This window comes from Streptomyces sp. NPDC060064 (genome assembly GCF_042736455.1).
Classification (GTDB): domain Bacteria; phylum Actinomycetota; class Actinomycetes; order Streptomycetales; family Streptomycetaceae; genus Streptomyces.
Window position 1 is genome coordinate 120,062 of sequence record NZ_JBHWWF010000019.1, and the last position, 17,978, is coordinate 138,039.

The 17,978-nt window shown below is 71.5% G+C and carries 18 protein-coding genes and 5 tRNA genes; 14 read left to right on the top strand and 9 right to left on the bottom strand.

All coding sequences use genetic code 11. The features are described 5' to 3' along the window. Positions 1 to 143: 143 nt before the first annotated feature. From ACFWDI_RS23000 to ACFWDI_RS23020, 5 genes are all read left to right on the top strand, one after another. Positions 144 to 791: a GNAT family N-acetyltransferase gene (locus tag ACFWDI_RS23000; protein ID WP_385306421.1), complete on the top strand. Its 648-nt coding sequence runs from the start codon at positions 144 to 146 to the stop codon at positions 789 to 791. A 122-nt stretch (positions 792 to 913) separates the two neighbouring features. Next, complete coding sequence (gene cbiE, locus ACFWDI_RS23005) at positions 914 to 2,134, top strand: precorrin-6y C5,15-methyltransferase (decarboxylating) subunit CbiE (protein ID WP_385306422.1); 1,221 nt, start codon at positions 914 to 916, stop codon at positions 2,132 to 2,134. A 335-nt stretch (positions 2,135 to 2,469) separates the two neighbouring features. Then, positions 2,470 to 5,787 (top strand): nicotinate-nucleotide--dimethylbenzimidazole phosphoribosyltransferase, encoded by a 3,318-nt coding sequence (gene cobT, locus ACFWDI_RS23010; RefSeq protein WP_385306423.1) that lies wholly within the window; start codon positions 2,470 to 2,472, stop codon positions 5,785 to 5,787. Positions 5,788 to 6,092: 305 nt separating this feature from the next. Then, positions 6,093 to 7,325 carry a uroporphyrinogen-III C-methyltransferase gene (gene cobA, locus ACFWDI_RS23015; protein ID WP_385306424.1) on the top strand — a complete coding sequence of 411 codons (1,233 nt, stop codon included), beginning with the start codon at positions 6,093 to 6,095 and terminating at the stop codon, positions 7,323 to 7,325. A gap of 64 nt (positions 7,326 to 7,389) precedes the next feature. Further along, positions 7,390 to 8,208 (top strand): TrmH family RNA methyltransferase, encoded by an 819-nt coding sequence (locus ACFWDI_RS23020; protein WP_385306425.1) that lies wholly within the window; start codon positions 7,390 to 7,392, stop codon positions 8,206 to 8,208. Positions 8,209 to 8,265: 57 nt separating this feature from the next. Here the strand turns inward: ACFWDI_RS23020 and ACFWDI_RS23025 are convergent, their stop codons facing one another. Beyond that, a complete protein-coding gene (locus ACFWDI_RS23025; protein ID WP_385306492.1) occupies positions 8,266 to 9,438 on the bottom strand; it encodes a serine/threonine-protein kinase in 1,173 nt (390 codons plus the stop codon). A gap of 204 nt (positions 9,439 to 9,642) precedes the next feature. On the opposite strand from ACFWDI_RS23025, the gene ACFWDI_RS23030 reads away from it, so the two are divergent. The 4 genes from ACFWDI_RS23030 to ACFWDI_RS23045 all read left to right on the top strand — a co-directional run bounded on the left by ACFWDI_RS23030 (position 9,643) and on the right by ACFWDI_RS23045 (position 11,839). Continuing rightward, positions 9,643 to 9,900 carry a hypothetical protein gene (locus ACFWDI_RS23030; RefSeq protein WP_385306426.1) on the top strand — a complete coding sequence of 86 codons (258 nt, stop codon included), beginning with the start codon at positions 9,643 to 9,645 and terminating at the stop codon, positions 9,898 to 9,900. Between the two features lie 187 nt (positions 9,901 to 10,087). Then, positions 10,088 to 10,294, top strand: a complete 207-nt coding sequence (locus ACFWDI_RS23035; RefSeq protein WP_327322338.1) for a hypothetical protein — start codon at positions 10,088 to 10,090, stop codon at positions 10,292 to 10,294. 229 nt (positions 10,295 to 10,523) lie between these two features. After that, positions 10,524 to 11,489 (top strand): phosphotransferase family protein, encoded by a 966-nt coding sequence (locus ACFWDI_RS23040; protein ID WP_385306427.1) that lies wholly within the window; start codon positions 10,524 to 10,526, stop codon positions 11,487 to 11,489. 68 nt (positions 11,490 to 11,557) lie between these two features. Beyond that, positions 11,558 to 11,839 carry a zf-TFIIB domain-containing protein gene (locus ACFWDI_RS23045; RefSeq protein WP_362679323.1) on the top strand — a complete coding sequence of 94 codons (282 nt, stop codon included), beginning with the start codon at positions 11,558 to 11,560 and terminating at the stop codon, positions 11,837 to 11,839. Positions 11,840 to 12,004: 165 nt separating this feature from the next. Here the strand turns inward: ACFWDI_RS23045 and ACFWDI_RS23050 are convergent. From ACFWDI_RS23050 to ACFWDI_RS23070, 5 genes are all read right to left on the bottom strand, one after another. Next, positions 12,005 to 12,079 (bottom strand) — tRNA-Val (locus ACFWDI_RS23050). Between the two features lie 24 nt (positions 12,080 to 12,103). Beyond that, positions 12,104 to 12,175: transfer RNA gene (locus tag ACFWDI_RS23055), tRNA-Val, on the bottom strand. Positions 12,176 to 12,196: 21 nt separating this feature from the next. Beyond that, positions 12,197 to 12,268 (bottom strand) — tRNA-Val (locus tag ACFWDI_RS23060). 1 nt (position 12,269) lies between these two features. Beyond that, positions 12,270 to 12,343 (bottom strand) — tRNA-Cys (locus ACFWDI_RS23065). A 32-nt stretch (positions 12,344 to 12,375) separates the two neighbouring features. Beyond that, a tRNA-Gly gene (locus ACFWDI_RS23070) sits at positions 12,376 to 12,448 on the bottom strand. Positions 12,449 to 12,593: 145 nt separating this feature from the next. Between ACFWDI_RS23070 and ACFWDI_RS23075 the strand changes: the two genes are divergently transcribed. Genes ACFWDI_RS23075 through ACFWDI_RS23085 form a run of 3 tightly spaced genes read left to right on the top strand, consistent with a single transcriptional unit; the run spans position 12,594 to position 15,362 of the window. Continuing rightward, entirely contained in the window at positions 12,594 to 13,652 is a 1,059-nt protein-coding gene (locus ACFWDI_RS23075) for a chorismate-binding protein (RefSeq protein ID WP_385306429.1), read from the top strand. Beyond that, a complete protein-coding gene (locus tag ACFWDI_RS23080; RefSeq protein WP_385306430.1) occupies positions 13,649 to 14,479 on the top strand; it encodes an aminotransferase class IV in 831 nt (276 codons plus the stop codon). Before ACFWDI_RS23075 ends, ACFWDI_RS23080 begins: the two co-directional genes overlap by 4 nt. 43 nt (positions 14,480 to 14,522) lie before the next feature. After that, positions 14,523 to 15,362 (top strand): GNAT family N-acetyltransferase, encoded by an 840-nt coding sequence (locus ACFWDI_RS23085; RefSeq protein WP_385306431.1) that lies wholly within the window; start codon positions 14,523 to 14,525, stop codon positions 15,360 to 15,362. Here the strand turns inward: ACFWDI_RS23085 and ACFWDI_RS23090 are convergent. Further along, entirely contained in the window at positions 15,359 to 15,883 is a 525-nt protein-coding gene (locus ACFWDI_RS23090) for a DsbA family protein (protein ID WP_385306432.1), read from the bottom strand. The two genes, ACFWDI_RS23085 and ACFWDI_RS23090, sit on opposite strands and share 4 nt — an antisense overlap. Positions 15,884 to 16,050: 167 nt before the next feature. Between ACFWDI_RS23090 and ACFWDI_RS23095 the strand changes: the two genes are divergently transcribed. After that, positions 16,051 to 16,497 (top strand): hypothetical protein, encoded by a 447-nt coding sequence (locus ACFWDI_RS23095; RefSeq protein WP_385306433.1) that lies wholly within the window; start codon positions 16,051 to 16,053, stop codon positions 16,495 to 16,497. Positions 16,498 to 16,599: 102 nt separating this feature from the next. Further along, the gene (locus ACFWDI_RS23100) at positions 16,600 to 16,752 is read left to right on the top strand and encodes a hypothetical protein (RefSeq protein ID WP_186357054.1); all 153 of its coding nucleotides are present in this window, start codon (positions 16,600 to 16,602) and stop codon (positions 16,750 to 16,752) included. 3 nt (positions 16,753 to 16,755) lie between these two features. Here ACFWDI_RS23100 and ACFWDI_RS23105 read toward each other — a convergent pair whose 3' ends face one another. Next, on the bottom strand, positions 16,756 to 17,313 hold the full coding sequence (locus ACFWDI_RS23105; protein WP_385306434.1) for a CGNR zinc finger domain-containing protein: 558 nt from the start codon (positions 17,311 to 17,313) through the stop codon (positions 16,756 to 16,758). Positions 17,314 to 17,504: 191 nt separating this feature from the next. Next, positions 17,505 to 17,918: an SsgA family sporulation/cell division regulator gene (locus ACFWDI_RS23110; protein WP_003959770.1), complete on the bottom strand. Its 414-nt coding sequence runs from the start codon at positions 17,916 to 17,918 to the stop codon at positions 17,505 to 17,507. Between the last annotated feature and the right edge of the window lie 60 nt (positions 17,919 to 17,978).

The following is a 17,978-nucleotide window of genomic DNA, read 5'->3' on the forward strand; positions in this document are numbered from 1 at the left end:
CGCAGCAAGCCCTTTGGACGAGGCCCCGCGCACCGCAACAGGTGGGCGGGGCCTCGTGGTACTCATCACCCGGCCATGCACATCCGCCACCCGATGCTGCATGCTGTGCCTTTACGGCTACGGCCCTTACGACGGTCTTCGGCATGGAGCTGCGCATGACTACCACCTTCCCGGACGTGTCCATCAGCACGGAGCGGTTGGTGCTGCGCCCCTTCGAAGAAGCCGACATCCCGGCGCACACCGAGATGATGAACGACGAGCTGGTCACCGCCTGGACCTCGGTTCCGCAGCCGTACACGGCGGCGGACGCCGAGGATTGGGTGCGCAGGATCGCTCCTGCAGAGCGCACCGAAGGACGCGGCATAGTCCTGGCCGTCACGGAGTTCCTCACCCAGCGGCTCGTGGGAACCATCCATCTGCACAACACCAACTGGCGCACACTCGCCACTGAGGTCGCCTACGTGACCGCCCCCTGGGCGCGCGGCGAGGGCTACGCCACCGAATCGGTGCTGGCCGTCGCCCAGTGGCTCTTCCGCGTCCAGCAGTTCGAGCGCATCGAGCTGCGCACGGCCGCCGACAACACCGCGTCCCAGCAGGTCGCGCAGAAGATCGGCTGCATCAGTGAGGGAGTGCTGCGGAATGCCTGGATAGCGCGTACGCAGACGGAGGACGGCGGCTGGGCCGATATCCGCACCGATCTGATCGTCTGGAGTCTGCTGCCCGAGGACCTCGAGGGCGTCCCGGACCGGATGGCGGACGCGGGCTACGCCTCCTTCACCGACTGGAACTGACGGCTTCATCGACTGGAACTGACGCAGCCGTCACAGCCGATCATCGCCCGCTCCGGGTAGTCTCGCCATGCCCGCCCCTGCGGGCTGCCCCGACCTGCGACAACACCAGGAGACTGACGACGATGGCCGACCGCGTCACGGTGATCGGCTGGGACGGTTCGCCCCTCACCGCCGCGGCCAGGTCCGCCCTCTCCGCCGCCACTTTGGTGGCCGGAGCCGCGCACCATCTGGCGCTGCCCGAGGTGCCGCGGGGCGCCGAGCGCATCCGGCTCGGCAGCGTCGACCTCGCCGCCCGCCGGATCGCCGGCCACCGCGGCAGCGCCGTCGTCCTCGCCGACGGCGACCCGGGCTTCTTCGGGGTCGTACGCACCCTGCGCGCGCCGGAGCACGGCCTCGAGGTCGAGGTCGTCCCCGCGGTCTCCTCCGTGGCCACCGCCTTCGCCCGGGCCGGAATGCCGTGGGACGACGCACAGATCGTCGTCGCCCACCGCCGTACGCTGCGCCGCGCCGTCAATGTGTGCCGGGCGCACTCCAAAGTGGCCGTCCTCACCTCCCCGGGCGCCGGTCCCGCGGAACTCGCCCTGCTCCTCGAAGGCGTCCACCGCACCTTCGTCATCTGCGAGGAACTCGGCACCGACCGTGAGCAGGTCACCGTCCTCACCTCCGACAAGGCGGCCGACCACGTCTGGCGCGACCCCAATGTCGTCATCGTCATCGGCGGAGCCGCGAGCGCGGCCGTGCCGGGCAGCGGCTGGATCGCCGGCCGCGACCCCGGCTATCCGCCGGCGGTACGGGGCTGGGCGCTGCCGCCGGAGCCCGGGGCCGGTGCCGTCGGTGAGGGCGAGTCGGTGCAGCTGCGCGCCGCACAGCTGGCCCGCCTGGGACCGCGTATCGGCGACCTGGTGTGGGACATCGGCTCCGGCAGCGGTGCTCTCGCGGCCGAGGCAGCCCGCTTCGGAGCCGCGGTGATCGCCGTCGACGCCGACCGGGCCGCCTGCGACCGTATCGCCGCCACGGCACGGAGCTCCGGGGTCCAGCTCCAGGTCGTCCAGGGCCGTGCGCCGCATGTGCTGGAGCGGCTGCCCGAGCCCGATGTCGTACGGATCGGGGGCGGGGGAGTGCCGGTGGTGACCGCCTGTGCCGACCGGCGGCCGCAGCGCATCGTGTCCCATGCCTCGACCCGGGACGAGGCCGAGGCGATCGGCGCGGCACTGGCGGCCGGTGGCTACGCCGTCGAGTGCGCGCTTCTGCAGTCCGTCGAACTGGACACCGTGGCATGGGCGGAGCGGGAGCGCTCCGTCGTCTTTCTGCTCTCCGGCCGCCAGCCGGACCGCGCCCCGTGACCCCGCCGCCGCACCGCGCGATGTAGGCTGGCCGATCGTTGTACCGCGCCCGGCCGTTCGTCGCTTCGTTCGTCAATGTCCGGAAAAGGGGGTCCCTTTGGCTCCCGTATGTGGTACGTCGGAACCGGGGGAAGCGCAACGTGGCGCAGCCCACATCGGACCGTGGCGGATCTCCCTGCCGCGGCGGCGAAACGGCCGCGAGAATGCTTGGTGTCCGTGGGCCGAACGTGCCGCGCGGAGCTCACGCTCGTTCTTGTTGACGGGCGTCAGGTGTGCCGTGGTCGGGTGCCCCGGGCGATGGGCGAAGGAGCACAAGCGATGGGCGAGGGGTACGCATGACTGACACCGGCCAGGTCCCGGGCGAGGGGCTGCCGGAGAACGCAGGCATGGTGGAGCAGCCGGGTATCCCCGCTGCTGGCGCGTACACCTTCCTGGGCCCCTCCGAGAACGGTCCCGAAGAGGACGATCTGCTGCTGATGCCGGGTGCGCAGGGCGCGTGGAGCGACCCGCAGCCGGGCGCGGCGCCGGTGCCGCCGGGCATGGGGGCGCAGGGGCCGGTGGCTCAGGCGCCGGTCGCGCAGATGCCGATGGCTCCGGCACCCGGGCACGTTGTGGGTGGGCTCGCGCCTGTGGCTGTGCCGGTGGATCAGACGCCGGTGCCTGAGCATATGGCTGCCGGGCAGCAGTTTTTTGAGCATCAGGTCTTTGAGCAGCAGGTTTCCGAGCACCTGGGTTCCGAGCAGCATGTCGAGGTGGCCGCGCCGGTGCAGATGCCTGCGGGTCAGGAGTTCGTGGGTCAGGAATTCGTCGCTCAGGATTTCGTGGCTCAGGAATTTCTGGCGCCGGGGCTTGCAGAGCCCGCGGCGATGGCGGAACCGGTCGCTCCGGCCTTCGCGGAGGAACAGCCCGTCCCCGTGGCCGAGCCCTTCGTCCCGGTCGCACCGGTCGCACAGGTTCCGCCGCTGTCCGAGCCGGGCGCGCATGAGGCCGGTGGCCGTGACTCCGGTTCGGTCGACCTCAATGGCGTACGTATCCCGCCCACCTCAGCCACGCCGACTCCGCCGCCCGCGCGGCGGCCGCTGCACATGGGCCCGCCGGTGCCCGACACCTCGGGCGGCGTGGTGCGCTCCCTCGCCGACCGCGGACCGGCGGGTGCAACGCCGCCACACGCCGTGTCCGTGCCCAACTCCGGGTCGCCCACGACGGGCGTGGAGTACCTCGACATCCCGCGCGACGGGTCGGCAATGCTGCCGGGGCCGCAGCTGGGCGAGATCCCCCCGCAGGCCGGAGCCCCTTGGGACCCTCAGCCTCCGCAGCCCCAAATTCCCTCTGTCGTCCCAGCAGAAACGGTCGTCCCGGAGCCTGTTCCGTTTGTCGCCGAGGCCGAGGCTGTTCCGGCGCCGGTCCCGGACCCTGTTCCGGCACCCGTCCCGGACCCTGCCCCGGTCGCCGAGCCGGAGCCGGAGCCGACGTCCGTCGGACAGTTCGTCCCGGTCGACGGATCGCTCCCCACCACGCCCCACCTGGCGCCCACGCCGGTCGACGTGCTCGTGCAGCCGGAGATGGTGCAGCAGGAGTCCGCGCCCGAGCCCGAGCCGGAGGTCGAACCGGCGGCCGAGCCCGAGCCCGTGCCTGTGCCCGTGCCTGTGCAGGAAGCGGAAGCCGTAGTGGAACCGGTATCGGTACCCGTACCGGAGCCGCAAGCCGTGGCGAAGGTGCCGGCGCCGCGTGACGGTGGCTGGGACGTGCCCCAGGAAGTGTCCGCGGAGACCGCTGCCCAGCCGGCTCCCGTGATCGAGCCCGAGCCCGAGTCGGCTCCCGAGGTGATCGAGGTGATCGACGTGGCTGAGGTCGTCGAGGCCGAGGAGCCCGCGCCCGCACCCGAGCCGGAGCCGGTCCCCGCAGCGGCCGCTGCCGGGACCGCGCCCGCACCCGGCTATGACGACGCCGAGCGCGAAGCCGTACTCCGCGTGATGCGCGAGCGCCGGGACATCCGCAACGGCTTCCGTTCCGACCCCATCCCGCACGAGGTGCTGCTGCGCGTGCTCGAGGCCGCGCACACAGCCCCCAGCGTCGGCCACTCGCAGCCCTGGGACTTCGTCGTCATCCGCTCGGCCGAGACCCGGCGGACGATGCACGAACTGGCGCAGCGCCAGCGGGAGGCGTACGCCAAGTCCCTGCCGAAGGGCCGGGCCAAGCAGTTCAAGGAACTGAAGATCGAGGCGATCCTCGACACCCCGGTGAACATCGTGGTCACCGCCGACCCGACGCGCGGCGGCCGCCACACCCTCGGCCGGCACACCCAGCCGCAGATGGCCCCGTACTCCTCGGCCCTCGCCGTCGAGAATCTCTGGCTCGCAGCCCGGGCCGAAGGCCTCGGCGTCGGCTGGGTCAGCTTCTTCGACGAGCGCGAGATGGTGCGCGCGCTGGGTCTGCCGGAGCACCTCGAAGTCGTGGCGTACCTCTGTGTCGGTTACGTCGACGAGTTCCCGGAGGAGCCCGAGCTGATGCAGGCGGGCTGGTCCAAGCGTCGGCCGCTGTCCTGGGTCGTGCACGAGGAGACGTACGGCCGCCGTGCCCTGCCCGGCGAGGAGCCGCACGATCTGCTCCAGGAGACCGTCTCCAACATCCGTCCGCTGGACGCGAAGGCGCTCGGCGAGGCGTGGGAGCGGCAGAAGCGGATGACCAAGCCGGCCGGAGCGCTCGGCATGCTGGAGATCATCTCCGCCCAGCTGAGCGGCCTGTCCCGGATGTGCCCGCCGCCGATCCCGGAGCCCGCGGCGGTCGCGATCTTCGCGGGTGACCACGGGGTGCACGCGCAGGGGGTCACCGCCTGGCCGCAGGAGGTGACGGCCCAGATGGTCGCCAACTTCCTTGGCGGCGGGGCGGTGTGCAACGCATTCGCCAACCAGGTCGGCGCCGAGGTCTGCGTCATCGACGTGGGTGTGGCCGGGGACCTTCCCGCCACGCCGGGTCTGCTGCCGCGCAAGGTCAGGCCGGGTACGGCCGACTTCACGACCGGTCTCGCGCTGAGCCGCGAGGAGGTCCTCTCAGCGGTCGAGGTCGGTATCGAGACGGCGCGGGACTTGGTGGCCGCGGGGAACAAGGCGCTGCTCACCGGTGAGATGGGCATCGCCAACACGACGGTCTCGGCGGCGCTGATCTCCGTGTACACGGAGATCGACCCGGGCGAGATCACGGGCCGCGGTACCGGCATCAACGACGAGATGCACGCGCGCAAGGTCGACGTCGTGCGCCGCGCGCTGGAACTGCACGCGCCGGACCCGGCGGACCCGATCGGCGTGCTCTCGGCAGTCGGCGGGCTGGAGCACGCGGCGCTGGTCGGCTTCATCCTGGGCGGCGCGTCGCTGCGTACGCCGGTGGTGCTGGACGGAGTCTCGGCGGGCGCGGCGGCACTGGTGGCCCGTGCGATCGCGCCCGAGGCCCTGGCGGCCTGCATCGCGGGCCACCGCAGCGCAGAGCCGGGCCACGTGGCGGCCCTCAACAAACTGGGCCTGCGCCCCCTGGTGGACCTGGACCTTCGCCTCGGCGAGGGCACGGGCGCGCTGCTGGCGCTCCCGGTGGTCCAGAGCGCGGCCAGGGCGATGCACGAGGTGGCAACGTTCGACTCGGCGGGCGTGACGGAGAAGTAACGGGTCGCGACGAAGTAACGGGTCGCGGCACGGGGTTGGGGGCGCCGGGAATCCGGGGCGCCGACCTGCGCAACCGTCCGCCGGGGGCCGAACCGGCCTCGGGGCCCGTCCCCGGCTCCGGAAGGGCCGGGGGCGGACGGGGCGGACGGGGCGCACGGGGCGGGGTAAGGAAAGTCTCCCGGGCCTGCCCCCGCACCCCCCGCCCCGTAAGCTGGTCCGCGGGCGCTGACACCCCGCCCACCAGCCGCTTCAGCGCCGCAGCGGACCCGTACCACGCACGTCCCGCCCGAGGAGCCCGTACCGTCATGGCCGAGCACGCCGCGCACCCCGCCTATCCCGTCGGACTCCGCCTCTCCGGGCGGCGCGTCGTCGTCATCGGCGGCGGCCAGGTCGCCCAGCGCCGGCTGCCCGCGCTTATCGCGGCCGGTGCCGACATCGTTCTCGTATCGCCGTCCGCGACGCCCTCCGTCGAGGCGATGGCCGAAGCCGGCGAGATCCGCTGGATCAAGCGCGCCTACGCCGACGGCGACCTCGCCGACACCTGGTACGCCCTCGTCGCCACCTCCGACGCCGAAGCGAACAACGCCGCCTCCGCCGAGGCCGAGCGCACCCGCACCTGGTGCGTACGCTCCGACGACGCCGGCGCCGCCACCGCCTGGACCCCGGCAACCGGCCGTTCCGAAGGCGTGACCGTCGCCGTCCTCACCACTGAGGTGTCCGGCCGCGACCCCCGCCGTTCCGCCGCGCTCCGCGACGCCATCGTCGAGGGCCTGCGCGACGGCACCCTCGCCGCCCCCCACCACCGCACCCGCACCCCGGGCGTCGCTCTCGTCGGCGGTGGTCCCGGTGACCCCGACCTGATCACCGTCCGCGGTCGCCGCCTCCTCGCCGAGGCCGACGTCGTCATCGCCGACCGCCTCGGCCCCCGCGACCTCCTCGACGAACTCCCGCCGCACGTCGAGGTGATCGACGCAGCGAAGATCCCGTACGGCCGCTACATGGCCCAGGAGGCCATCAACAACGCCCTGATCGAGCACGCCAAGGCCGGCAAGGCGGTCGTACGCCTCAAGGGCGGGGACCCCTTCGTCTTCGGCCGCGGCATGGAAGAGGCCCAGGCCCTCGCCGAGGCCGGCATCGCCTGCACCGTCGTGCCTGGTATCTCCAGCTCGATCTCCGTCCCCGGCGCCGCCGGAATCCCCGTCACCCACCGCGGAGTGGCCCACGAGTTCACCGTCGTCAGCGGCCATGTCGCCCCCGACGACGAGCGTTCGCTCGTCGACTGGCCGTCCCTCGCCAAGCTCCGCGGCACGCTGGTCGTCCTCATGGGCGTCGACAAGATCGGCGCGATCGCACAGACCCTTGTCGCCCACGGCAAGGCCCCCGAGACCCCCGTCGCCCTGGTCCAGGAGGGCACGACCGCCTCCCAGCGACGCGTCGACGCCACCCTCGGGACCGTCGCCGAGACGGCCAGGGCCGCGGACGTACGGCCCCCGGCCGTCATCGTCATCGGTGACGTGGTCACCGTAGGAACAAAGTAACCAGCGGTAACCCAACTCGGCCCCAGCCGTTGGCACCGCACCCCGGAGAAGGCAGTATCACCCTGTGGCTGATCTCATCACTGTCGAGGATCCCGACGACCCGCGCCTGCGCGACTACACGGGCCTGACCGACGTCGAACTCCGGCGCAAGCGCGAGCCCGTCGAAGGCCTGTTCATCGCCGAGGGCGAGAAGGTCATCAGACGGGCCAAGGACGCCGGTTACGAGATGCGCTCCATGCTGCTCTCCGCCAAGTGGGTCGATGTGATGCGCGACGTCATCGACGAACTCCCGGCTCCGGTCTACGCCGTCAGCCCGGAGGTCGCCGAGCGGGTCACCGGCTACCACGTGCACCGTGGCGCGCTCGCCTCCATGCAGCGCAAGCCGCTGCCGACCGCCGACGAGCTGCTCCGGACGACCCGCCGGGTGGTCGTGATGGAGTCGGTCAACGACCACACCAATATCGGGGCGATCTTCCGTAGCGCCGCCGCCCTCGGCATGGACGCCGTGCTGCTCTCCCCGGACTGCGCGGACCCGCTCTACCGCCGCTCGGTCAAGGTCTCCATGGGCGCGGTCTTCTCCGTCCCGTACGCCCGCCTCGACTCCTGGCCCAAGGGCCTGGAGTCCGTACGGGAAGCGGGCTTCAAGCTCCTCGCTCTCACCCCCGACGAGAAGGCCTCCGTCATCGACGAGGCGGCCCCGCACCGGCTGGAGCGCGTCGCGCTGATGCTGGGCGCGGAGGGCGACGGGCTCTCCACCCAGGCGCTGGTTGCCGCCGACGAGTGGGTACGCATCCCGATGGCACACGGCGTGGACTCGCTCAATGTGGGCGCGGCTGCCGCAGTCGCGTTCTACGCCGTGGCGACGGGTCGCCCGCAGTCCTGAACCCGGGCAGCCACAACAGCCCGAGCAGCCCCCGAGCAGCCCGAGCAGCCACAACAGCTAGAGCTGCTGGGCCGCGGCGATACCCAGGGCCACGATCAGCGTCACGACGAAGAACACGATGATCCGCTGCCGCAGCAGCCGCGGGTTGGCGGGCCGCCGCCCGGCCGACGTCGGCCGGGTACCGGGCCTGGTGCCCTGACGGCCGTTTGTCCGGGAGGTGTTGCGGGACGGCTGGGGGCGCGTACCCCCGGTGCGCGAGGGCTGCGGACGCGGCACGGACGTGCCCGCCGTGCGCCGCTCCAGACGTTCGGTCCGCTCCGAACGCTCCGTGCGCTCCGGGTAGCGCGAAGTCGTACGGTCCTCCTCGATACGCACGCGCTGGGCCGGCGGCCGGGCCTCCGGCAGCCCGTTGGCCTCCCGGGCCGCGATCTCCTTGAGCCGCATCGACAGCTGCAGCGTGCTGGGCCGCTCCTCGGGATCCTTCGCCAGACAGGCCTGTACGAGCGGAGCCAGCGCGTCCGGAACCCCGTACAGCTGCGGCTCCTCGTGCACCACCCGGTAGAGCATGACCTCCGAACTGCCGTGCCCGAACGGGGAGTCCGCGGTCGCGGCGTACGCAAGAGTGGCACCCAGCGCGAAGACGTCCGTGGCCGGAGTGACCGCCGCGCCGCGCACCTGCTCGGGCGCGAGGAACCCCGGGGAGCCCACCGCCGTGCCGACATGGGTGAGCGTGCTCGCGCCGGTCGCCCAGGCGATGCCGAAGTCGATGATCCTGGGGCCCTTGGGGGAGAGCAGGATGTTCGACGGCTTCAGGTCCCGGTGCACGACGCCGGCCTCGTGCACCGCGACCAGGCCTTCCGAGAGCGCCGCACCGATCGCGGCCACCTCGGCCGCCTGCAGCGGGCCTTCCTCGGCGACCTTGTCGTGCAGCGAAGGACCGGGGACGTACTGGGTGGCGAACCACGGGCGCTCCGCCTCGAGATCGGCTGCCACCAGCCGTGCCGTACAGCCGCCGCGGATCCGCCGCGCGGCCGAAACCTCTCGCGCGAACCGCGACCTGAACTCCTGGTCCTCGGCCAGATCCGGCCGGATCACCTTGAGGGCGACGCGCTGGCCGCGGCGGTCGGAGCCCAGGTAGACGACGCCCATGCCACCCGCACCGAGGCGCCGGTGAAGCCTGAACGAGCCGACGACACGCGGGTCCTCGCGCCGGAGCCGCATCATCGCCATGTCCATCCCCGCTGCCCGGTCGTCCGTTTGACGTGGCACAGCTTACGTACCCCTGCCCCGGTGTGCTCATAGGCCGCGCCCTCACGGCCCGATCGATTGTCAGTGCCGGGTGGGAAACTTGAAGAGTGGTCAGGGGCCTGCGGATACACCGCCCCTGACCCGTGCGAGATCTCAAAGGTCCGTCGCAGAAGGGGGATTGGATCGATGAAGGGGGACCGCGTGGAGATAGTCGTGGACGCGGGTGACACGACTCGTACGTACGAAGTGGTGGCAAGCCGGGCGGGCCGCCGGGTCGAGACGGCGGTGCGCAGAGGGGTGGTCGAAGTGAGCGAAGTCACCCGCAGTGGATCGGTGGTGCGGACGGCCCGCTTCATGGCCACCCGGGTGCTGGCTCTGGTCGAGCAGCCGGTGCCTCGGGAGGACGTCTCGGAGCGACCCCTCCGGGAAGACCCCAAGTCCTAGGGCCGCGTCTCCACCCTGGGGAGTACGTCGCCGGGTGGTGGCTCATCCTCCGGGAGGCCCGTCAATCGGTACGCGGGCATGACGCCCGGGCCTTGTCGCTTCCCTAATGTTGAGTCAAGCGGCGGGTGCAGCACTCGTCCCCCGAGGTCAGACACCCGCCGCTGCCACATACGACAGGAGAGGGACCATGGCGGACACGGCTTCGCGGACGATGATCCGCATGCAGGGACGCAAGGCTTTCGCCGCGTTCGGCGGCCGCCCGTCCGGTACGCGCCACCCGCTGGTGGCGACGGCCATGGTTCTTCCTCTGGCGGCACTGCTGGTGGTCGTCTTCGGCGGCTGGGATGCGGTGGTCACACAAGCGTCGTCCGTGGGCGTGATGCTGGGGCGCTGAGCGGCGCCCCGGACCCGGAAGAGCGGTCCGGGTCGGGGACATCCGGCCAACAACCCCGTGGGGACGGGGGTGCGGCGGACGGCAGCGTTTGGCCGGTCAGCTGGGGAGCTGACCGGCCATCGCGCTGCCCGGGCTCAGCCGGGAGCCCCCTGCCTCCATCGGCACTTCGGCGACAGACACCCGGTTCCGCGTAGGCTCCCGCCAGACCGCACCGCATCCGGGGGAGACCGTGACCGCATCCGTCGTACGCGCGCTCGCCGACGTCGCACGTGACGCCGCGCACCTGCCCGCGCCGCGGCAGGCGTGCCGGGCTTGCGGGCGGGACGAGTCCGTCCTCGCCGACCGGGCCGACGGCGCCGTCGTACGGCACGGGGACGCCGTCGCCAAGGCCCACGCTCCCGGCACCGACCTGGACGGACACCGCGTCCGGCTCGCCGTCGCGGCCCACCCGCGCCTCGCCGGCATCCTGCTGCCCCCGCTCCCGCTCCACGTGCGGGACGTACGCGGCAGGCCCGTCACCGCCTGGCCCTACGGCGTCCCCGTCGATCCCGCGGACCCCGACGCCGCGCCCTGGGAGGACGCCGCGGTCCTCCTCGCCCGGCTGCACTCCATCGGGCCCGCCGTACTCCCCGCGCCCCTCCCACCCATGCGCGGCCCCGCCAAGGCCGCCCTGGCCCATGCGCGGATGCGGGCGGCGGCCGCGCATCATCCGGCGGCCGCCACCGTCCAGCGTGCCTGGGACCGGCTCCCCGCCTGGGCCCGCAACGAGGCTCCTTCGCCCCGGACCGGCACCCTCTGCCACGGCGACCTCCACCTCGGCCAGCTCGTACGCCACCCCGCCCCGGCCGGCCCCTGGCTGCTGATCGACGTCGACGATCTGGGCCTGGGCGATCCGGCCTGGGACCTGGCCCGTCCCGCCGCCTGGTACGCGGCCGGACTGCTGCCCCCGGAGATCTGGCAGCGATTCCTCGGCGCCTACACGGCGGCAGACGGCCCGGCCGTCACCGGCGACGGCGACCCCTGGCCCCAACTCGACGTGCCGGCCCGCGCCCTGACCGTCCAGACCGCCGCCCTGGCCCTCGCGAAATCCGCGGCCGAGCACCGCGACCTGGACGAGGTCGAGCAGACCATGATCGACGCCTGTGCCCGAATTGCGGCTCTCCCGCCCGAGTTGGAGTTCGAGTCTCCGTCGTAGTCTGAACTCCTCATCACCGGGCATTCATCCCGGCGATGCCGACCGAACGGCGAGGAGCTGAGCAGACCATGCAGTGTCCCAAGTGCCATGCAGCGATGCATACGTACAACCGCAATGGCGTCCAGATCGAGCAGTGCAGCGGCTGCCGGGGGATATTCCTGGACTACGGCGAGCTGGAGTCCCTGACCCGCCTCGAGTCGCAGTGGACGCAGCAGGCCCCGCCCCCGCCGCCGGCCCCGCAGGCCTACCCGGCCGCACCCGCCCCCGCCTGGGGCGCTCCGCACCACGGCGGACACCATGGCGGGCACTACCGCCAGAAGAGCTTCGGCCGGATGCTCTTCTCCTCCTGAGCGGCTCCTGAACCTGTTGCGGGCCCGGAGTCCGGATCGCCGGGCCCGCATGATCACGGAAGGCCACTCGGCTCTTCACCGGGTGGGAGGCGTTTCGTCACACGGTGAGAGGCCCGCAGCGCAACGACAGAACCCCCGGCCGTCGAGACGGCCGGGGGTTCTGGCTGGTGCGCGATACTGGGATTGAACCAGTGACCTCTTCCGTGTCAGGGAAGCGCTCTCCCGCTGAGCTAATCGCGCGGGACGATCTTGCGTGGTACTGCGTGCGCGATACTGGGATTGAACCAGTGACCTCTTCCGTGTCAGGGAAGCGCTCTCCCGCTGAGCTAATCGCGCGAAGAATCCATACGGATCCAGTGGACGATACTGGGATTGAACCAGTGACCTCTTCCGTGTCAGGGAAGCGCTCTCCCGCTGAGCTAATCGTCCTTGGAGGTGGAGACGGGATTTGAACCCGTGTAGACGGCTTTGCAGGCCGTTGCCTCGCCTCTCGGCCACTCCACCCGGAGTGCAGGGGTTCGGGAAGATCCCCTTCGAGCGGACGACGAGATTCGAACTCGCGACCCTCACCTTGGCAAGGTGATGCTCTACCAACTGAGCCACGTCCGCTTGTCGGTTCCGGTTCACCTGCGCGTCCCGGCGACGTGTTGAACTCTAGCGGATTCCTGGGCCAGCACAAAAACGCGTTTCCGCAGCGTGCTGAGGTGTGTTCACGCCGCAGCAGGTCATCGGTGTCCGCCCTAGACTCACAGACGTGCACGACCTTGCTCCTTTGGCCCGCTTCGGCTCCCTCGTCGCTTCAGACCTGCGGGACGTCACCAGCGACCCCGAAGCCCTCGACTCGGCCGGCTTCTGGGCCGTCGCCGCGGACTTCGAGGGCCGTCTGACCTGCGCCCGCTTCGGCGATGTGCGTACGGAGCCGGTGCCCGAGCCCGTGCCGGGGCAGTGGCGCGGCCCGGCCGCCGGCGACTGGACGTCCTCGCTGGACCGGGCCGCCTACGCCGCGGGCGTACGCCGCATCCGCGAGCACATCGCGGCCGGCGAGGTCTACCAGGCGAACCTGTGCCGCGTCCTGTCCGCGCCGCTGCCCGACCCGGCCGCCGCCGACGTCGACGCCCTCACCGCACTCCTGGCGCGCGGCAACCCCGCCCCGTACGCAGGAACGATCCGGCTGCCCGGGCACGGCGTGGAGATCGCCACCGCCTCGCCCGAGCTGTATCTGCGGCGCGACGGGCGCACCGTCGAGTCCGGGCCGATCAAGGGCACCGGCCGCACCGCCGCGGACCTGCTGGAGAAGGACCACGCGGAGAATGTGATGATCGTGGACCTGGTCCGCAACGACCTGGGGCGGGTCTGTGCCACGGGCACCGTGACCGTCCCCGCACTGTGCGCGGTCGAGCCGCACCCCGGGCTCGTCCATCTCGTCTCCACCGTGCGCGGCGAGCTGACCCCCAAGGCGGGCTGGCAGGAACTGCTGACGGCGACCTTCCCGCCGGGCTCGGTGACCGGGGCGCCCAAGTCCAGTGCGCTGAAGATCATTGAGGCGCTGGAGACAGCGCCCCGTGGCCCGTACTGTGGAGGTATCGGCTGGGTCGACGCCGACCGCGGAACGGGCGAGCTCGCCGTCGGCATACGTACCTTCTGGATCGACCGTCACGACCTCGCGGGACCGGTCCTCCGCTTCGGCACCGGTGCCGGTATCACCTGGGGATCCGACCCCGAGCGCGAGTGGGAGGAGACCGAGCTGAAGGCCTCCCGGCTGCTCAAGGTAGCGTCCGGGGTGTACGAGGCAAGCGGAAGGACAGCTCGATGAAGCTTTGGGTCAATGGCGGACTCACGGATGCCGAGGACGCCAGGGTGTCCGTGTTCGACCACGGGCTGACCGTCGGTGACGGCATATTCGAGACCGTCAAGACTGTCCACGGGCAGCCCTTCGCGCTCACCCTCCACCTCGACCGGATGACCCGCTCGGCCCGCGGCCTCGGCCTGCCGGAGCCGGACCACGACGAGGTGCGCCGCGCCTGCTCCGCCGTGCTGGAAGCCAATCCGATGGAGCTCGGCCGGCTGCGCATCACCTACACCGGCGGAGTCTCGCCCCTCGGCTCCGACCGGGGCACGGCAGGACCGACCCTGGTCGTCGCGCTCGGCGAGACCAAGCGCCGCCCCGACACCACCGCGGTGATCACCGTCCCCTGGACCCGCAATGAGCGCGGGGCTCTGACCGGCCTGAAGACGACGTCGTACGGGGAGAATGTCGTCGCCCTCGCCAGGGCGAGCGAGCAGGGCGCGTCCGAGGCGCTCTTCGCCAACACCGTCGGACAGCTCTGCGAGGGCACCGGCTCCAATGTCTTCGTCGTGGTCGACGGCGAGCTGCTCACCCCGCGCGTCTCCTCCGGCTGCCTCGCGGGCATCACCCGCGCACTGACCGTCGAGTGGGCGGGAGCCAAGGAGACCGACCTGCCCTTCGACATACTGGACCGGGCCGAGGAGATCTTCCTGACCTCCACTCTCCGCGACGTTCAGGCGGTCCACGGAATCGACGGACGCCGGATCGCGGAGGCGCCGGGGCCGGCGACCGCCAAGGCCATGCGGATCTTCGAGGAGCGCTCGGCCGCCGACCCGGATCCGAAGGCTCCGTAAAACCTCGTGACGGGTGGCCTCACAGGCGGGTAGAACACCCCTGATGACCACCACCCTGCGGCCGACCGGGCCGATTCAGCACGAGGCCGACGGCGCGAAGTCACGCGTGTACGAGGTCTGCGTGAACGGCCGTCCCGTCGGCAGGACAGAGATCGCCACCTTCCCGGCGCTCAGCTCCAAGGCCGGCGCCATACGCTCGCTGCGGATCGACGAGGCTGACCGGCGGCGCGGACGCGGGACCGTCGCCGCCCTCGCCGCCGAAGAGGTGCTGCGCGGCTGGGGCTGCACCCAGGTACTGACATCCGTACCGCCCGACGCCACCGCCGCGCGGCGGCTGACAAGCGCACTCGGCTACACAGAACGCAGCCGCAATATGAGCAAGGTGCTTCCCGCGGAGCCGCCCGCTCTGCCCGCGCACGTCGAAGGCCGTCCGATGAGCGAGGCGGAGTTCGCCCAGTGGCGGGCTCAGGCCGTCGAGAGCTACGCACAGAGCTGGATCGACCGCGGCCTGCCGGCCGAGGAGGCGCGTGCCAAGTCCGAGGCCGACCACCGCCGGAGCCTGCCCGACGGCCTCGCCACCCCGGGGACCTCGCTCAGTCTCCTGGTCCATGACGGCGTGATCGTGGGCCACCTCTTCGTCGGGCGGCGCGAGGCGCGCTTCGGCGAGCAGGCGTCGTTCGTGTACGACGTCCAAGTCGTCGACGGACATCGGGGACAGGGCCACGGGCGCTCCCTGATGCTGCTCGCCGAGCGCGTCTCGCTCGACGCCGGGATGCGTCTGCTCGCACTGCATGTCTTCGCCGGCAACACCCCGGCCATCAGCCTCTACGAGTCGCTCGGCTACGAAACGACCGCTGTCAACCTCTTCAAGCCGCTGCTCTAGGAGTTGGACCCGGAGCCGGTGAGCAGCCGGTCGGTGATCTCCTCGATGCGTGCCCGCAGCCCCTGCTGGCTCTTGCCGCCGTCGAGACGCTCGCCGTCGATGACATACGTCGGAGTTCCCGTCACACCGATGGCCTTGCCCTCGGCCTGGTCGGCGTCGACGGTGAGGATGTGCCGGCCGTCGATCAGCGCCGTGTCGAACTCATCGGCGTCCAGACCCAGTTCGCGCGCCACCTCCAGCAGGAAGGGCTCGCCCTTCGCCGCGAGCTGGTCGGTGCGCTCCAGCACCGCCTCGACATACGGCCAGGTCGTACCCTGCTCGGCCGCCTCCTCCGCGGCCTGGGCGGCGGCGAATGCGTGCTTGTGCTTCTCGAGCGGGAAGTGGCGCAGCCGCAGTTCGAGCCGGTCGCCGTAGCGCTCGCGCAGGGCCCGCAGGTCCACCAGGGCGCTGCGGCAGTCGGGGCACTGGAGCTCGCACCAGACGTCGAGCACGACGGGGCGGGCGGTGGTGGAATCGCTCATGGGACCAGTCTCCCAGCCCGTTCGTCGCTGCCCCAACCGGGACCTGGGGAGGAGGGCGTCCCGGAGATCTCCCTGAGCTCGTTCCCGGCCGTGGCCCGGACACCACCCGACGGTGCACGATGGGAAGGGACGTACCCGCACATGCCCGCCGAAGCCTGGAGGACCGGATGCTTGCCGAGACCATTTGTTCCGCGGTGTCTGCGGCGGGCCTGGGCATCGCCGCCGTTACGGCGTACCGCAGGCGTTTCCTCGCGGCGACCCGGATAGCTGCCTACTCCCTGATCCCCGTGGGTCTGGCGCTGACCGGCGTGGTCGCATGGGCCGTCGACACCGCCTTCAGCCCGTCGGCGTGGCTCGGCTTCGGTCTGCTCGGCGGCGCCTGGCTGCTCTTCATGACCACCCGGGCCGTCGAGCGGCGCGGCGGCGGGACCCGCAAGGAACGCAAGGCCGCCGCCAGGGCGGCACGGCAGGAAGCTGTCGCCCCCGCGGCGTCCGCGCCCACGCTCGGGACGGGCAGCCGTCCGGTGGCCCAGCCCAAGGCGAAGCCGAAGGCCGCCGGTTCCGGCGAGGACTTCAGCGATATCGAGGCGATCCTGAAGAAGCACGGCATCTGATGTATCCGGCCATGGCCGGAAATGCGGATCTGATGAACTCCCGCAGTCGCGGGGCGTGTTGGTCGATCATGGCAGGCCGCTCTGCGCCATCATCACCCCGAGATGCTCGATACCTCCCGGGGCGAGGCCCCCGCACCGACCGAAGAGCCGCGTGGCTGCCTCTTCGCACTCTCCCAGCCGCCCCTGATGATCTTCCTCGCGGTGATCGGCTTCCTGCTGCTCATGGCCGCGGTACACGATCTGTTTCTGCTGTGAGGCTCAGCCGGCCGCTTCCTTGCGGCGCGCGCGGTACGCGGCGACATGCAGGCGGTTGCCGCAGGTGCGGCTGTCGCAGTAGCGACGCGAGCGATTGCGGGAAAGATCGACGAAGGCGCGCCCGCAGTCGGGCGCCTCGCAGCGCCTCAGCCGCTCCTGCTCGCCCGCCACGACGATGAAGGCCAGCGCCATCCCGCAGTCCGCCGCGAGATGGTCGGCGACCGAGGCGCCCGGCGCGAAGTAGTGGACATGCCAGTCGTAGCCGTCGTGGTCGGTGAGCTGCGGGGTGGTCCCCGCGGCCGCCACCAGCTCATTGACCAGTTCGGCTGCGCTGCGGCTGTCGGGCGCCGCGAAGATCTCCGCGAACCGCGCCCGTACCCCCCGCACGGCCTTCAGGTCCCGCCGGCCGAGGTCGCCCACGTCGCTGACGCTGTGGTTCCGCACGAAGTCGTACAGCGCCGCGACATCCGCGAGCCCGTCGTCCTGCTCGCCGTCCGATGCGGTGTTCACCAGATCGACGACGGTGTCGAGGGCGATCCGGGTGTCGTGGGGGATCAGCACGATTCGCTCCCTGAGGTGCTGCGGGCCGGTGCCCGCCGAATTGCGCTGACTCTAGCGGTTGGTGCGGAGAGCGCACCGGCGCCGTCACCGCGTGGGAATCCGCGGTGACGGCGCCGGTGTCCGCCGTATGTGGCTGTCCGCGCGGCGCCGTCTCCCCGAGTAGGACGGCGCCGTGCAGCTCTCGGTCTGGCTCAGCTTTCCGCCAGGATGTGCGAGAGCTCCGTGTCGAGATCGAAGTGACGATGCTCGGTGCCCGGTGGCACCGCGGCGTCGGTCCGCTTCAGGAACGACTCCAGGGCCCGCGCCGGGGCCTCGAGCAGTGCTTCGCCCTCCGGGGAGCTCAATGCGATGCAGACGACGCCCTGGCCATGGCTGCGCGACGGCCAGACTCTGACGTCACCCGTGCCGGTGGGCCGGTGCAGGCCCTCGGCGAGAAGATCGCGGGCGAACACCCATTCGACCGTCTCTTCGGCTCCGGTGTGGAAGGTGGCGTGCACGGCATAGGGATCGGCCGTGTCATACCGCAGGCCCGCGGGTACAGGCAGTGAAGACTCGCTCGATACAACGAGGCGCAGGTGCAGCTCGCAGCTGACCGTGGTGTTCATAAGCGCCAGGGCCTTTCGCTCAGTGTGCGCTCGGGGATTCGCACGTCGGCGAAATCGACA

Excerpts from the sequence above, each read along its gene's own strand:
- ACFWDI_RS23000 (WP_385306421.1), top strand. The coding sequence starts at position 144 with ATGGAGCTGCGCATGACTACCACCTTCCCGGACGTGTCCATCAGCACG.
- cbiE (WP_385306422.1), top strand. The coding sequence starts at position 914 with ATGGCCGACCGCGTCACGGTGATCGGCTGGGACGGTTCGCCCCTCACC.
- cobT (WP_385306423.1), top strand. The coding sequence starts at position 2,470 with ATGACTGACACCGGCCAGGTCCCGGGCGAGGGGCTGCCGGAGAACGCA.
- cobA (WP_385306424.1), top strand. The coding sequence starts at position 6,093 with ATGGCCGAGCACGCCGCGCACCCCGCCTATCCCGTCGGACTCCGCCTC.
- ACFWDI_RS23025 (WP_385306492.1), bottom strand. The coding sequence starts at position 9,438 with ATGGCGATGATGCGGCTCCGGCGCGAGGACCCGCGTGTCGTCGGCTCG.
- ACFWDI_RS23030 (WP_385306426.1), top strand. The coding sequence starts at position 9,643 with ATGAAGGGGGACCGCGTGGAGATAGTCGTGGACGCGGGTGACACGACT.
- ACFWDI_RS23035 (WP_327322338.1), top strand. The coding sequence starts at position 10,088 with ATGGCGGACACGGCTTCGCGGACGATGATCCGCATGCAGGGACGCAAG.
- ACFWDI_RS23045 (WP_362679323.1), top strand. The coding sequence starts at position 11,558 with ATGCAGTGTCCCAAGTGCCATGCAGCGATGCATACGTACAACCGCAAT.
- ACFWDI_RS23080 (WP_385306430.1), top strand. The coding sequence starts at position 13,649 with ATGAAGCTTTGGGTCAATGGCGGACTCACGGATGCCGAGGACGCCAGG.
- ACFWDI_RS23085 (WP_385306431.1), top strand. The coding sequence starts at position 14,523 with ATGACCACCACCCTGCGGCCGACCGGGCCGATTCAGCACGAGGCCGAC.
- ACFWDI_RS23090 (WP_385306432.1), bottom strand. The coding sequence starts at position 15,883 with ATGAGCGATTCCACCACCGCCCGCCCCGTCGTGCTCGACGTCTGGTGC.
- ACFWDI_RS23095 (WP_385306433.1), top strand. The coding sequence starts at position 16,051 with ATGCTTGCCGAGACCATTTGTTCCGCGGTGTCTGCGGCGGGCCTGGGC.
- ACFWDI_RS23100 (WP_186357054.1), top strand. The coding sequence starts at position 16,600 with ATGCTCGATACCTCCCGGGGCGAGGCCCCCGCACCGACCGAAGAGCCG.
- ACFWDI_RS23110 (WP_003959770.1), bottom strand. The coding sequence starts at position 17,918 with ATGAACACCACGGTCAGCTGCGAGCTGCACCTGCGCCTCGTTGTATCG.